Below are 15,210 nucleotides of genomic sequence, written 5' to 3' on the forward strand. Positions count from 1 at the left end.
ATATCTATGAAAGCGCATTCTTTTAGGCTATAAATATGCATAAGAAAGAATACCGTTGTATATTTGGTATTTTGTTTGGCAAATGGCTCACGTCCTAGGTTAATCAGGTCTGTTATTCTGTGTTTGTAATTAAGTTGAGGAGGTTATTTCACATGAGTCATCCAATTAATGTATTTTCTGAAATCGGGAAATTGAAAACAGTGATGTTACATCGTCCAGGTAAGGAATTAGAAAATTTAATGCCAGATTATCTGGAGAGACTGTTGTTTGATGATATTCCGTTTTTAGAAAAAGCACAAGCAGAACATGATGCATTTGCAGAGTTGTTACGATCAAAAGATATCGAAGTGGTCTATTTAGAGGACTTAGCTGCTGAAGCGTTGATTAATGAAGAGGTCCGCCGACAATTTATTGACCAATTCTTAGAAGAAGCCAATATTCGCAGTGAATCAGCAAAAGAAAAAGTTAGAGAGTTAATGTTAGAAATTGACGACAACGAAGAACTGATTCAAAAAGCGATTGCTGGCATTCAAAAACAAGAATTACCTAAATATGAGCAAGAATTTTTAACAGATATGGTTGAAGCGGATTATCCATTCATTATTGATCCAATGCCTAACTTATACTTCACGCGTGATAACTTTGCGACAATGGGGCACGGGATTTCTTTAAATCATATGTATTCAGTAACTCGACAACGGGAAACCATTTTTGGGCAATACATTTTTGATTATCATCCTCGTTTTGCTGGAAAAGAGGTTCCTAGAGTCTATGATCGTTCAGAATCAACCAGAATTGAAGGTGGCGATGAATTAATTCTTTCAAAAGAAGTAGTGGCCATTGGGATTTCTCAAAGAACGGATGCCGCGTCAATTGAAAAAATTGCGAGAAATATTTTTGAACAAAAATTAGGATTCAAAAATATCTTGGCTTTTGATATCGGTGAACATCGTAAATTCATGCATTTAGATACCGTTTTTACCATGATTGACTATGATAAATTTACGATTCATCCAGAAATCGAAGGCGGCTTGGTTGTTTACTCGATCACTGAAAAAGCAGATGGAGACATCCAAATTACAAAAGAAAAAGATACATTAGATAACATTTTATGCAAATACTTGCATTTAGACAATGTTCAACTAATCCGTTGCGGCGCTGGAAATTTAACAGCAGCAGCCCGTGAACAATGGAACGACGGTTCAAATACATTAGCAATTGCCCCTGGGGAAGTTGTTGTTTACGATCGGAATACGATTACGAATAAAGCGCTAGAAGAAGCAGGCGTGAAATTGAATTACATTCCAGGAAGTGAACTAGTACGTGGCCGTGGTGGCCCTCGTTGTATGAGTATGCCACTTTACCGTGAAGATCTTTAAAAAAACACCCAAAAATAGGAGGAATCATCATGAATTCAGTATTTCAAGGACGTAGTTTATTAGCAGAAAAAGATTTTTCAAGAGCAGAATTAGAGTATTTGGTAGACTTCAGTATTCACTTAAAAGAATTGAAGAAAAAAGGGATTCCACATCACTATTTAGAAGGAAAAAATATCGCTCTTTTATTTGAAAAAACTTCGACACGGACACGCTCTGCATTTACTACAGCAGCGATTGATTTAGGGGCACATCCTGAGTATTTAGGCGCCAACGATATTCAATTAGGTAAAAAAGAATCTGTTGAAGATACAGCGATTGTTTTAGGTAGTATGTTTGACGGGATTGAGTTCCGTGGGTTTAGTCAAGAAGTAGTGGAAGATTTAGCGAAATATTCTGGTGTTCCTGTTTGGAATGGTTTAACGGATCAATGGCATCCAACACAAATGATTGCGGACTTTATGACAGTGAAAGAAAACTTTGGTCGTTTAGAAGGAATCACTTTAGTATATGTCGGCGATGGCCGTAACAACATGGCAAACAGCTTGTTAGTGACAGGTGCTATTTTAGGCGTAAATGTTCGCATTTGTGCACCAAAAGAATTGTTCCCTTCTGATGAAGTCGTTAATTACGCAAAAGAATTTGCGAAAGAATCTGGTGCAGAATTAATGATTACAGACGACGTTGCTAAAGGTGTTAAAGGAGCCAACGTGTTATATACAGACGTTTGGGTGTCCATGGGTGAAGAAGATAAATTTGAAGAACGTGTCAATCTGTTGAAACCTTATCAAATTAATATGGCTATGTTAGAAAAAACCGAAAACATGGATGGCGATTTAATCGTATTACACTGTTTGCCAGCCTTTCATGATACGAAAACACAATACGGAGAAATGGTTGCTGAAAAATTCGGCATTACTGAAATGGAAATCACGGATGAAGTCTTCCGCAGTAAATATGGTCGTCAATTTGAAGAAGCAGAAAACAGAATGCATTCTATTAAAGCGATCATGGCAGCTACTTTAGGCAACTTATTCATTCCTCGTGTGTAGGAAGCAACTGAAAAAACATTGAAAAAAGAATAGTCGTTTCGCCCTTTAAGAGATTCTTTTGAAGGGCGGCCTATTCTTTATTATGATAGGAAAGAAGGATTTGTAATGGGGAAAAAAATGGTCGTTGCACTAGGCGGAAATGCCATCCTTTCAAATGATGCTAGCGCACAAGCACAACAGCAAGCATTAGTTCAAACATCTGCCTATTTAGTTCATTTAATTAAACAAGGGCATCGGTTGATTGTTTCACATGGCAATGGTCCACAAGTCGGAAATCTATTATTGCAACAACAAGCAGCTGATTCTGAAAAAAATCCAGCGATGCCGCTAGATACGTGTGTTGCTATGACACAAGGAAGTATCGGCTACTGGTTGTCCAATGCGCTTAATCAAGAATTAAACAAAGCAGGAATCAAGAAACAAGTGGCTACTGTTTTAACACAGGTGGTCGTAGATCCAGCAGATGAGGCATTCAAAAATCCAACAAAACCGATCGGTCCATTTTTAAAAGAAGCTGAAGCCAAAGAAGCAATGCAAGCAGGTGCTATTTTTAAAGAAGATGCAGGACGTGGCTGGCGCAAAGTCGTTCCAAGTCCTAAGCCAATTGACATCCACGAGGCTGAGACTATTAATACCTTAATAAAAAATGATATAATTACCATTTCATGTGGTGGTGGTGGCATCCCTGTCGTAGGACAAGAATTAAAAGGTGTCGAAGCAGTAATCGATAAAGATTTTGCTTCTGAAAAACTAGCAGAATTAGTGGATGCGGATGCACTAGTTATTTTAACTGGCGTGGATTATGTGTGCATTAATTATGGCAAACCAGATGAAAAACAATTAACCAATGTCACTGTAGCAGAGTTGGAAGAATACAAACAAGCGGGTCATTTTGCACCAGGTAGTATGTTACCGAAAATTGAAGCCGCCATTCAGTTTGTAGAAAGCCAACCCAATAAACAAGCAATTATCACTTCTTTGGAAAACTTAGGAAGTATGAGCGGCGATGAAATCGTAGGAACGGTTGTGACAAAATAAAGTATAGTATTTAGGAGAATTAAGATGATGATAGAGAAAATAATCACTAAAAATAATCAAGATTTTCAATACTTTTCTGAATCAGAACTAACAGAATTGCGTAACGAGAGTTTCGTTCGCTCCTATAAAAAAGGCCAAGTCCTTTTTTATCCAGGTGATCCGAGAAATCATTTAATTTTATTGGTTTCAGGTGTCATTAAAATTGAAAAAAATGATCGCAGTGGTAATTTTTCCTATCTGCATTTTATGAAAAAGCAGGCTCTTTTTCCGAGAATCGGACTGTTTCAAGATGAGGTTCATTACGACTCCGCGATTGCCTATACGGATATTGAGGTTGTGTTTGTGCCAGTTAAACTGTTTGAGCGTTTTCTCCAAAATAATCCCCAGCAATTGATTCATTGGATTCAAGAACAATCGGTCCTTTTAAAAGAAAGTATGATCAAAATCCAAAAAGGAACAACCAATGATGCATGTGAACGGATTGTGACATCACTGGCGATGTTATTAAATGATTTAGGAGAACGAATTGACAACAGAGAACGCGTTGCAATTACTTGTCCAATTACCATTAATGACATTGCACGAATGAGTGGAACTACGCGGGAAACAGCAAGCAGTGTTATGAAAAAATTAGTCCAAATGAACCGTATTAGCTACAGTCATAAATTCTTAACTTTTCTAGATACGCCATTCTTTATTGATCGATTGAGTAATTAATCATAGAGAAGGGAGATACAGGAAAGTAGGTTCCTGTATAAAAGGATATGGCAGAAAAAAAGAAGAAAAACAAAAAACAGCTTTCGTCTTTTAGTATTTTATTTATTATTTTAATTGTTTTAGGTATCGTAACGGTCTTGCTAAATGGCCAGCCATTTACCCCAAGAGAAATTGATGGCAAAATGGTTGACCACGTGGTAGGGGCCAAATTATCGGATATTATCATGGCTCCATTCAATGGGTTTAAAGATGCCATTGAAATTAATATTTTTATTTTAGTACTCGGTGGCTTTTTAAATATTGTGACGCAAACTGGGGCTCTTGAAGCAGGGATTCAATCAGTCGTTAAAAAGTTAAAAGGGAACGAATTGAAAATCATTCCGATTTTAATGATTTTATTTTCTATTGGTGGTTCGACTTATGGAATGGCAGAAGAAACAATTCCTTTTTATGGTTTATTGAGTGCCACCATGGTCGCCGCTGGTTTTGATACGTTTGTCGCAGTGGGTACTGTGCTATTGGGTGCAGGATCAGGTGTTATCGGTTCAACGGTTAACCCTTTCTCCACAGGGGTAGCGATGGATGCGTTGCGAGGTATTGGCATTCAGCCGAATACAGGAATTATTTTAATTGTCGGTGCTATTTTGTGGGCGGCCTCTACTAGCTATTCTATTTTCATTGTGATGCGTTATGCGAAAAAAGTGAAGGCTGACAAAGGTTCAACAATTTTATCTTTACAAGAACAAGAGGATATGGAAAAAACGTATGGACAAGCAGCGTCGAAAGAAATGCCATTTACGAATCGTCATAAAAAAATCTTAATGGTATTCGCTTTCTGTTTTGTCATTATGATTGTTTCCTTAATTCCATGGAACGACTTTGGAGTGACGATTTTCAAAGGCTGGACGTCTGTTTTAACAGGCAACAGTTTCGGTGACTGGTACTTTGGCGATTTAGCGATGTGGTTCTTCCTTTTAGGTATCATTGCTGCCTTGATTGGTCGCTTTACTGAAAAAGAAACCATTGAAGCATTTATCGACGGTGCCAAAGATATGTTATCCGTTGTTTTAATTATCGTAGTTGCTCGCGGGGCATCTGTTTTGATGTCTAAAACGTATTTAGATTCATTTATCCTTGATAAAGCGGCAGGCTTATTACAAGGACTCTCCCCAGTCTTATTTGTCATCGGTGCCTTTGTTTTATACTTAGGTTTATCTTTCCTAATTCCTTCAACTTCTGGTTTAGCGTACGTTTCTATTCCTGTAATGGGTGCGTTAGCTAAAAACATTGGTTTAAGTCCAGAAGTGATGGTTATGATTTTTGCTTCAGGTTGTGGCTTGATTAATTTGATCACGCCAACATCTGGTGTCGTAATGGGTGGTTTGGAAATTTCCAAAGTTCAATATGCCACTTGGACAAAATTCATGGCCAAACCAATGATTGTCTTAGGCTTAATTAACCTAATTATCTTAATTGGCGCGATGTTACTCTTTAGCTAATCAAAAATTTTTTATGTTAGGGCTTCGGCTTTCGGAAAAAAGAAGAAGCAATGAAACAACAGCGACTACTTTTAGGTAGTCGCTGTTGTTTCATTTTGATAATTGTTGAATTAACAATTTTGCGACAGCGCGGACAGAAAAAGGATTTTGCCCAGTGATTATACGGCCATCTTGATACGCAAATTCTTTATAGGGGCGTTTCTTCGCAAAAGTAGCACCATGTTCTTTGGCAATTGTTTCGTTTAAGAAAGGAACAATTGCTTTTTTCATGGCTAAAATTTCTTCTGCAGTAGTGAAGCCAGTAATGGTTTTATCTGCAATCAAATAATTTCCTGACGCATCTTTGACATTTAAAAGACCAGCAATTCCGTGACAAACAGAAGTTAGGTATTCGCCCTGTTCGTAAAGGCTACGAGTGATTGCTTGCAACTGAGGATTATCAGGAAAGTCCCACATAACGCCATGGCCTCCTGTAAAGTAAATCGCTGCGTATTCATCTGGATCAATTTCTTCAAGAGAGAGGGAATGCGCTAGCGCTCGTTCTTGAAAATCGGCACTTTCATAAACCGCCATAATGGATGAATCTACATATTTCATACTCCGGGGATCCAAAGGGACATAGCCTCCTTGGGGACTAACATAGTCAACTGAAAATCCTGCTTTGGTTACTTCTTCCACGAACTCCGTGGCTTCACCTAGCCAGAGGCCCGTTGGTTCTTCGGTGCCGTGATAACGGGAGACGTTTGTGAGGACCACGAGAATTTTTTTCATGCTTGCTTCCTCCCTGGCATAATCGACGTAATGTGGGTCAATAGTTGTTGGAGTTGCTCAATTTTGGTGGTATCGTGAGAAAGTGAGTAATAATTTTTAGTTCCTTCACTGCGACAATCAATTAATTTGGCTTGTTTCAAAATTTTTAAGTGGTGAGAAACAGCGGGACGTGAGAGTTGTGTCGCCTCTGTTAACTCAGTGACACGACGGCCAACACAGGCCTGGTCTTCTAACAGTGCAATAATAATTGCTTGGCGTTTTTCATCACCCAATGCGATTAAAAAATCACTAAGCGCAGTAAATTCTGTTTGAATTCCTTCTAATTCTTTCATATTCTTTCGCCTCTTTGGTTCGTATTTTTAAACGATTAAACCATTTTTCGTGTTTTTTGTCAATAAAATACGCTGAGGGCTGAAACTTGACGTGGATCCCATTTTTCGTTAAGATACTAATTGATTAAAGGTTTAAACTTTTAAACCAATAAAAGGGATAGAAAGAGAGGAAAGATTCAATGATGAAAGCCGCTTTAATTCATAAATACGGACAAAAAGAATTATCAATCGAGGAGGTGCCCTTACCCACCATTCATGACAATGATGTTTTGGTCAAAATTATCGCTGCCAGTATCAACCCGATTGATTTAAAAACAAAAGATGGCAAAGTAAAGATGCTTTTAAATTATCAAATGCCACTGATTTTAGGCAGTGATTTTGCTGGGATTGTTGTTTCTGTTGGAAAAAATGTTCAAAATTTTAGGATGGGCGATGCAGTTTACGGACGAGTACCCAAAAATCGCGTGGGAACTTTTGCTGAATATATTGCAGTGGATCAAGCGGCTGTAGCTATGAAGCCGAAAAATTTAACGTTTGAAGAAGCTGCGGCCATTCCGTTAGTCGGTTTGACAAGTTATCAAGCGCTACATGATATTATGAATGTACAGCCAGGCCAGAAAGTCCTGATTCAAGCAGGTTCAGGAGGGATTGGAACCATTGCGATTCAATTAGCAAAACTAGCGGGCGCTTACGTTGCCACCACAACGAGTAGTAAAAATAAAGAATGGGTTCAAGCGTTGGGAGCAGATGAAGTGATTGACTATCGGACACAAAATTTTGAAGAAGTTTTATCCGACTACGATTATGTGTTTGATACAATGGGGGGGACAATCTTAGAAAAAGCTTTTTCAGTGGTTAAACCTCAGGGAAAAGTTGTTACATTGTCAGGCATTCCCAACGAACGTTTTGCTAAAGAGTATGGCTTGCCGCTTTGGAAACAATGGGCCTTTAAAATAGCTACTCGCAAGATTCATCGATTGGAGCAAGCCACAGATGTTAGTTATCATTTTTTGTTTATGCGTCCAGATGGCGAGCAATTAGCTTTACTCACTGAGTTTATTGAACAGGGAAAATTACAGCCGATAATTGACCGAGTCGTTCCTTTTAGCCAAATTCAAGAAGCGGTGGACTATTCACTGACAGGACGAGCGCAAGGGAAAATTGTTGTGAAAATCGCCGATGTTGATCACGACTAAGTAAAGGAGACTTGCAAGAAAAACAGGCCTATTTTTCTTGCAAGTCTCAAAGTTTACCATTTAAACGCCGTCTAACAAAAGTGATTTTAGGCGGGAAAAGATTTTTATAGAAAATCCTCATTTTTCCAGTTTCTATTTTGCAAATTCGTTATTTTTTGTTATTCTATTGATGGTTGTGTATGCGCTTTCTTTTAGGTGGATACACAAAAATGAACGGAGTGCAGAAAGGAATGGTGTTCAAAGTGGGGAACAATTTATCGACAAGAAAAGGAGAAAACAGAGAAACAATTGTCAGTTGGCTGGGTCTTTCGTTATTGGTTGGCTTGGCGTTTATCTTATTTAGTCTGTTTCATCAACCAATGATCAGCCAAGCCAATGAGCCGACCCAAGAGAAACATTTTATGGTTTATTATCGGGCTTGGCGTGACAAAACGATGCAAGGAGTTAATACAACATTGCCAGATGAAAATTGGCTAACGATGCACGATATTCCTTATGGTATTGACATTGTGAATGTCTTTAGTTATGTGCCAAAAGGACAAGAAGCACTTGCACAGCCATTTTATGATACGTTAAAAAATGAGTATGCGCCAGCACTGCATGCACGAGGTGTTCGTTTAGTTCGTGGGATTGATTACAGCGAGCTATTAAAAGTTCCTTACGCAGGAACAACGCCTACAGAAGCAGAATTTGATGCTTATGCGAAAGAGTTGTTAACCAAATTTGTCGATGATTTAGGAATTGATGGGTTAGATATTGACATGGAAACTCGTCCAAGTGAAAAAGATATTGTTCTATCTAATGGTGTCATTCGTGCATTATCAAAATACATTGGACCGAAGTCGGGAACGGATCGTCCATTTTTGTATGATACCAATGCAGAATATTTACCACCTTTACAAGATGTCAGTGACTGTTTCGATTTTCTCGCGTATCAACAGTATGGCAGCGATGACCAACGCACGCAACGAGCATTAAATAATTTAAGTCCGGTTCTCAATGGGGAACGATTTGTTCCAGGATTAACTTTCCCAGAAGAGCAAGATCGCAACCGCTGGTATGACACAAAAGAGCCGTATATGGAAAGTAACATGTATAAAGTAGCTCGTTATTCTTATGAAAATAATTTAGGGGGCATGTTCCTCTATGCCTTAGATCGCGATGGTCGCACCTATAATGAAGACGATTTAAATCAGATAAAACCTTCTAATTTGCTTTGGACAAAAACGGCCATTGCAGAGAGTAAAGGCGTTTCTCTTGCAGAGATGAAAGCGGCTGCGCAACACTATTTAAAACGAATTAGCTACGCCAACACAGACCTTGAAGCACAAAATAAAGCCGCAGAAGCAGTGACACAAGCAACAACGCTTTATGATGTGAATAAAGCTATTTTAGGTGGCGATTATGGCCAAGGGATTTCAAACATCTATGATGCTGAATTAGAAAAAGGCCTGTTAGCCATTGACTTAACCACTTTATATCGTGCGTTGGATCAAGCAGTTACAGCCATTGAAAAGGCAGAAAGCTATACACCAGAAACGATTCAAGCACTACAAACAACAAAAGAGACAGTCGCAACAGAACTTGCGGGAAAAACGTATACATCCGCGCAAGTGACTACTTGGCAAACGGAGGTCCAAACAGCTTTGGATAATTTAAAAGAGAAACAAACACAACCTTTAAAAAGTGTCTTTTCCATTGATGCGGGAAGAAAATATTTTTCCGTGGAACAACTGGAAGAATTAGTGGCCAAAGCCAGTCAAAATGGGTACACAGATGTCCAATTAATTTTAGGAAATGATGGCTTACGGTTTATCTTGGATGATATGTCGGTCAATGTGAATGGTAAAAAATACAACCACAACCGGGTTTCAAAAGCAATCCAACGAGGCAACAACGCGTATTACAATGACCCTAATGGCAACGCGTTAACACAAAAAGAAATGGATCGGTTGTTGGCTTTTGCGAAAGCGCGCAACATCAACATCATTCCCGTGATTAACAGTCCAGGACATATGGATGCCTTGTTAGTGGCCATGGAAAAACTAGCGATTAAAAATCCCGCTTTTGATGGCTCAAAACGAACAGTAGATTTAGGGAACCAAAAGGCAGTGAATTTCACAAAGGCGATTATCAGTAAGTACGTGGCTTATTTTTCCACGCATAGTGAAATTTTCAATTTTGGCGGCGATGAGTATGCAAATGATGTCGACACGGGCGGTTGGGCGAAACTGCAATCTTCTGGGCGCTACAAGGATTTTGTCGCTTATGCGAATGATTTAGCTAAAATAATTAAAGATGCGGGCATGCAGCCAATGAGCTTCAATGATGGCATTTATTACAACAGCGACGATTCTTTCGGTACATTTGACCCAGAGATTATTATTTCTTATTGGACAGCCGGTTGGAGTGGGTATGACGTAGCCAAACCTGAGTACTTTGTTCAAAAAGGACACAAAATTTTTAATACCAATGATGCGTGGTATTGGGTAGCTGGCAATGTTGATTCTGGCATTTATCAATATGATGATGCTTTAGCAAATATGTCGAAAAAAGCATTTACAGATGTGCCAGCAGGTAGCCCAAATCTTACAATTATTGGAAGTATTCAATGTGTTTGGTATGATGACCCTCGTCGTGACTATGATTTTGAACGAATTTATACGCTAATGGATACGTTCTCGGAAAATTATCGTGAGTATATGGTGGTTAAATAAAACTAGTTAAAGCTAACGAGTTATCTATAAAGACTGATCCTGGGACAAAAATCACTTTGGATTTTTGTCCCAGGATCAAAACCTGATAAACGGCGGGAACAGAACCAACTCCTTCGGAAATAAGCCGAAATTCTCCAAAAATTAAAGAGCAATTTTCGGAAATTTCTTCTTATTTCTCGGAGCTAAACGGTTCTTTCCCGACCTCAGCCTTCTTTAACGGAAGAAGATTTGTTTGAGGGCCAACAATCAATTTAGGAATGCCTTATTGAAATGTTCCTGTTCTTATTGTAGACTGAAAGAAGTGGTGGTGGAAAGCTATCACCATTAATAGAAAAGCAAGAAAATAAAAAGGATCTTGTTGGAAGTTTAATGCTTGAAAATGTAAGCGGAATCATTTTTGTTGGAATGCTAAAAAAGGGAGTAGAGTTATGAGTAATGAAAATATCGTCTTAGCAAGAAATACAGAACGTGCACCAAAGCATCCTCTCGCAGCCCAAACAGTCGCATTTTCCCACTATAATCATTTGTCGGCACAGTTACCTATTGAGCCAACCTCTGGACAATTGGTAGAAGGTGGCATTCGGGCCCAAGCGACACAATGTTTGAAAAATATCCAAGCGGTTGTTGAAAGTATCAACCATGTGATGAGTGACATTGTCAGAATGACCATTTTTGTCAAAGATATGCGGGATGTTACCGCAGTTGAGGAGGTCTATGCGGCCTTTTTTACCCATTATTATCCAGCTAAAACAGTGGTTGCCGTCGCAGATTTGCCGTTAGGCGCTTCTGTTCAAATGGAGGCACTTGTTTCAAATGGGGAAGGAACTATCCCTAATGCACCTCAAGCTGGGGATTTAATTAAATTAACAAATCAGACTGTTCAGGCACCAATTGATGCTCTAGCCAGTCAAACGGTCGCGTTTTCTCATTATAACAATCTGTCTGCACAATTGCCTATAGATCCTCAAACGGGCAGAGTTGTGGCTGGCTGTGTTAAAACGCAAACAAAACAATGTTTGAAAAACATAAAAGCCATTTTAACCAGTATTGATGTGCCTTTTGATGATATTGTGAAGGTCAACATTTATTTAAAAGATTTATCTAAGCTGGAAGCTGTCAATCAAGTATATGCCGCTTTTTTCCCAGATTCAGGAATTGCGCGTACGGTCAATTACATGCCAGCACGAACAGTGATTGCTGTTGCTGATTTACCAATGGGCGCGGCGGTTCAAGTAGAAGCGGTGGTTTCTCATGGGGATGGTACGCCACCACAAGCGATTGAAGATCGACATGGATTAATTATTGAAGCAAATAATACAGATCACGCACCGAAGTGTCCATTTTCGACACAAACTGTTGCTTTTTCTCATTACAACCATCTATCAGCTCAGCTACCATTGGACCCTAAAACAAATGCGTTAGTCGCTGGCGGAATCAAGGAACAAACGACGCAATGTTTAGAAAACATCAAAGCGATTATTGAAAGTGTGGATCACAGCTTAGCTGATCTGGTGAAAGTGAATATTTTTGTGAAAGAGATTGAAGAGCTGGCGGCAGTGGATGACGTCTACCAAACGTACTTTCCTGAAGGCACGCCTGCCAGAAGAGTGATTGGTGTGACGGATTTACCAAAAGGTGCCCAGATTCAAATCGAAGCGATTGCTGGGAACGCAGAAGGTACGCCACCAATTGGCTAAACAGTAAAATAAACAAACGTCAGCTGGCTTCTGAAGCCAGCTGACGTTTTTAGTATTTAGATAAATCAGTAAAGTAAGTTAGTTGCCATTTTTGTGTTTTTTTCGCGGTTTGATTAAGGTTTTGGCACCAAGAAGGATAAAAACGGGCCGCCATTTTGCCTTTTTGTTGATGCGTTTTGAGAATTTTTTGTTGGATTAAACATTCTTTTGGCAGAAGAAAGAGACCTTGCTTTTCTTGATCAGCAATGACAATTGCTAACATTTCAGGGGCTTCCGTTGCATCAAAGGCTTCGTTCTGATTTTGTTGATTTTTTTCCCAGAAGGCTACAAAATAGCCTTCTTTTTTCGGCGTTTTTTTGGCTAAGCGACTGCGGATAAGTTGTTGCGATTCATTAACTTGGCATAAAAAGCCTTCATATTCGGCATTTTGTTTTTCTTCGGAAAGCAGGGTAATCGTGCCCACTGCTTTTTCAAGTATTGGCAATGAATTCATCATCTTCCTCCAAATTAAATAGAATAGTTGCGAGAAACAAAGGGAACTTCTTCACCATTTTCGAGCTGATTTAGATACAAAGCTAACATGAAAAAGTAACCTGAGAGTAAGTTGACTACATCATACAGCTGCGGATCAATTTTTTTACCACCATAGTCCATGCGATAAAGTAAACGAACAATATCTTTGGCTTTGGCTCTTAAAATGTGTGCATAAGAGGAACAGATTGTGCCCATCGGTAAAACAAAAGGACGATTTTCTTCGTATGTCAGTTCATTCATAGCATTGACACGTTCCAAAAGCCAGGCTATTTCGTCCTCTGTGACTGTTAATTTTGTTCGGGTCGTTGGATTGACATGGTAGATTAACTCGCAAATTTTGGCTAGTTCTTCTGTTAGTGCAGGCTGTTCAGGGACGTCTAATTGTTGCACATATCCTCGTAGAAGACCTGTCATCGAGGCCAATTCATCAGTCATTAATTCAAAATCACATCGTAAATCTTCTGGTTTAGAAGATAGATACGGGTACGCTTCATACGGACTGCGGTACATTTTTTCCATTCAATTTCCCTACTTTCTAAAAATAAAAAGCCCTCAAAAAGAATGCACGAAAGCCAATCTTTTTGAGCGCCGTTGCTCGACTGTTCACAGTACACCATTGTACTTGCTAAGGTAATCATAGCCAAGAGTGAAGGGAGAGTCAAGGGGGAATCAAAGTTGGAGAAAGAAAATGAAGCTAAGAATTACCAGAAGTAAACCAATCAATAAACTGACAAGACCAGAAAGTTGACCTAATCGTTGTTGGGTAGAAGAAGGCTGGTCGGTAATTGTGAGCAAACTTGAGAAAAAGTTCATTTTTTTCACGAGTATTAAATACGCAACAATAAGCAAAAGAATACCCGAAAAAAGGTACGAAAGGGGCTCAGAAATAAATTTTTGGGCACGAAGTAAAAAAATTCCTATGAAGAGGACAACAAAACCATACTTAAGAAAAGTTTCTTTTGACATGTTGAAATCGCTTCCTTTTTATTGATAAATTTTATTAATAGCCATTATTCTTATGATTAAATTATAGGACTTTGAGGGCGGTGGAGCAAAGGAAAAACGGAGAATGGTGGGAGGAAAGTGTGATAACACAAAAGAAAACCCGCTAGAAAACCTAATTTATAGGTTTTCTAGCGGGTTGATTGTTATTCCCTCCCAAAAGCCAACAACTTTGGTAATAGGAGAGGTGATATTTATGCAGATGTAAAGTAATTTAAAATAGGCATGTTCATTTAGAATATTATCAACTAAGGTTAAATAAGTCTTTAGATATTTAGGTTTTATAAAATAAAATATTTCAACATCAGTAATGATTTTGGTAATAGGGCTTTTCCAATAATTACATAATAATTATTTCGTAGAAACTTAATTTTATCACCAAAAATTAGTTGATTATAAAGAAACTTTTCATTCGGACTTGTATTAAGGGTTTGTGATTAAAAACATATTGTTACTATTCAAACTATGAACAACACAATTCCCATTTAAGTTATATGAATTATACAAGTATCATTTTGTTTTCTAGGACATGCGGTACGGAAGAAACACCATCTAGGTTCTATTGATTTTTGCGAAAGCCAAATCATTAACAAAACACCTCTCTTTCAGTTAGTTACCTTCTAATCTCCAACACCAGTACAGAGGGTTACAACCATTATACTGAGTACAAACTCTTATGACACATGCACCTCTAGGTTTAATTTCGTTATAGTCTTTTAACCAATTCATATTCATATGCTCCTTTCCTATTGTTTAAAGATTGATATAACAAGATTTATTCCAACACCATCTCCATGCGCAACCCCCATTATTTGGACAAGAAACTGAGATACAAGTTTTAATTCCGCAAGTTAAACCTGAACAATTGCCACGCAGTGAAGGTTCACTAAAATTTAACCAATTCATTTCAAATTCCTCCTTTCTATTTAATTATGAAAAATATAATAGTAGGCAGAAAAATGACTACTATTAAAATAACAAAAATAATTAATAAAATTTTAAGAATCTTGTTCATCATTTATTCCTCCTATATTTAACAATTTAAAGTTTTAAAATCGAGTAAGAACTGGTTACATTACTTAAGAAAAGTTAGAGGCTTTAACTAATTTGTACTGGTTAAACAAAGTTGGGAAATATTAAAATAAAAATGCTTATTATATAGTGGATAGGCTATCAATAGTAAAGAAAGTTAAGAATGAACTTATTATAGTCTTCCTTTCTTTATAGATAGAATTGTTACGATATCTGAAACAATTAGGCATATGAAACATGATAGGAT

At 38.2% G+C, this 15,210-nt stretch carries 13 protein-coding genes; 8 read left to right on the top strand and 5 right to left on the bottom strand.

The features are described 5' to 3' along the window. The first annotated feature begins 152 nt into the window (after positions 1-152). The 5 genes from arcA to IGK27_RS00460 all read left to right on the top strand — a co-directional run bounded on the left by arcA (position 153) and on the right by IGK27_RS00460 (position 5,682). Positions 153-1,379 carry an arginine deiminase gene (arcA, locus tag IGK27_RS00440; RefSeq protein WP_002356129.1) on the top strand — a complete coding sequence of 409 codons (1,227 nt, stop codon included), beginning with the start codon at positions 153-155 and terminating at the stop codon, positions 1,377-1,379. A 26-nt stretch (positions 1,380-1,405) separates the two neighbouring features. Beyond that, on the top strand, positions 1,406-2,428 hold the full coding sequence (gene argF, locus IGK27_RS00445) for an ornithine carbamoyltransferase (protein ID WP_161299076.1): 1,023 nt from the start codon (positions 1,406-1,408) through the stop codon (positions 2,426-2,428). Between the two features lie 105 nt (positions 2,429-2,533). Next, positions 2,534-3,466 carry a carbamate kinase gene (gene arcC, locus IGK27_RS00450; RefSeq protein WP_002389539.1) on the top strand — a complete coding sequence of 311 codons (933 nt, stop codon included), beginning with the start codon at positions 2,534-2,536 and terminating at the stop codon, positions 3,464-3,466. 24 nt (positions 3,467-3,490) lie between these two features. Next, the gene (locus IGK27_RS00455) at positions 3,491-4,183 is read left to right on the top strand and encodes a Crp/Fnr family transcriptional regulator (protein WP_002356133.1); all 693 of its coding nucleotides are present in this window, start codon (positions 3,491-3,493) and stop codon (positions 4,181-4,183) included. A gap of 47 nt (positions 4,184-4,230) precedes the next feature. Next, positions 4,231-5,682 (top strand): YfcC family protein, encoded by a 1,452-nt coding sequence (locus IGK27_RS00460; protein WP_002356134.1) that lies wholly within the window; start codon positions 4,231-4,233, stop codon positions 5,680-5,682. Between the two features lie 90 nt (positions 5,683-5,772). Here the strand turns inward: IGK27_RS00460 and IGK27_RS00465 are convergent, their stop codons facing one another. Beyond that, positions 5,773-6,453, bottom strand: coding sequence for a type 1 glutamine amidotransferase domain-containing protein (locus IGK27_RS00465; RefSeq protein ID WP_002396727.1), 681 nt, complete (start codon positions 6,451-6,453; stop codon positions 5,773-5,775). Continuing rightward, positions 6,450-6,785 carry an ArsR/SmtB family transcription factor gene (locus tag IGK27_RS00470; protein ID WP_002359261.1) on the bottom strand — a complete coding sequence of 112 codons (336 nt, stop codon included), beginning with the start codon at positions 6,783-6,785 and terminating at the stop codon, positions 6,450-6,452. Before IGK27_RS00470 ends, IGK27_RS00465 begins: the two co-directional genes overlap by 4 nt. A 179-nt stretch (positions 6,786-6,964) precedes the next feature. On the opposite strand from IGK27_RS00470, the gene IGK27_RS00475 reads away from it, so the two are divergent. The 3 genes from IGK27_RS00475 (at position 6,965) to IGK27_RS00485 (ending at position 12,395) form a co-directional block, all read left to right on the top strand. Beyond that, positions 6,965-7,981, top strand: a complete 1,017-nt coding sequence (locus IGK27_RS00475; RefSeq protein ID WP_002389536.1) for an NADP-dependent oxidoreductase — start codon at positions 6,965-6,967, stop codon at positions 7,979-7,981. A 209-nt stretch (positions 7,982-8,190) separates the two neighbouring features. After that, positions 8,191-10,698: an EndoS/ChiA family endoglycosidase gene (locus tag IGK27_RS00480; protein ID WP_010710971.1), complete on the top strand. Its 2,508-nt coding sequence runs from the start codon at positions 8,191-8,193 to the stop codon at positions 10,696-10,698. 428 nt (positions 10,699-11,126) lie between these two features. Next, positions 11,127-12,395 (top strand): RidA family protein, encoded by a 1,269-nt coding sequence (locus IGK27_RS00485; RefSeq protein WP_010830585.1) that lies wholly within the window; start codon positions 11,127-11,129, stop codon positions 12,393-12,395. A 49-nt stretch (positions 12,396-12,444) separates the two neighbouring features. Here the strand turns inward: IGK27_RS00485 and IGK27_RS00490 are convergent, their stop codons facing one another. The 3 genes from IGK27_RS00490 to IGK27_RS00500 all read right to left on the bottom strand — a co-directional run bounded on the left by IGK27_RS00490 (position 12,445) and on the right by IGK27_RS00500 (position 13,895). Continuing rightward, positions 12,445-12,888, bottom strand: coding sequence for a MepB family protein (locus IGK27_RS00490; RefSeq protein WP_002379245.1), 444 nt, complete (start codon positions 12,886-12,888; stop codon positions 12,445-12,447). A gap of 14 nt (positions 12,889-12,902) precedes the next feature. Then, on the bottom strand, positions 12,903-13,448 hold the full coding sequence (locus tag IGK27_RS00495; protein WP_002387479.1) for an ATP:cob(I)alamin adenosyltransferase: 546 nt from the start codon (positions 13,446-13,448) through the stop codon (positions 12,903-12,905). A gap of 150 nt (positions 13,449-13,598) precedes the next feature. After that, the gene (locus tag IGK27_RS00500; protein ID WP_010819690.1) at positions 13,599-13,895 is read right to left on the bottom strand and encodes a hypothetical protein; all 297 of its coding nucleotides are present in this window, start codon (positions 13,893-13,895) and stop codon (positions 13,599-13,601) included. Positions 13,896-15,210: the final 1,315 nt, after the last annotated feature.

Origin of the sequence: Enterococcus sp. DIV0236, assembly GCF_050558525.1 — a bacterium.
GTDB classification, from domain to species: Bacteria; Bacillota; Bacilli; order Lactobacillales; family Enterococcaceae; genus Enterococcus; species Enterococcus faecalis.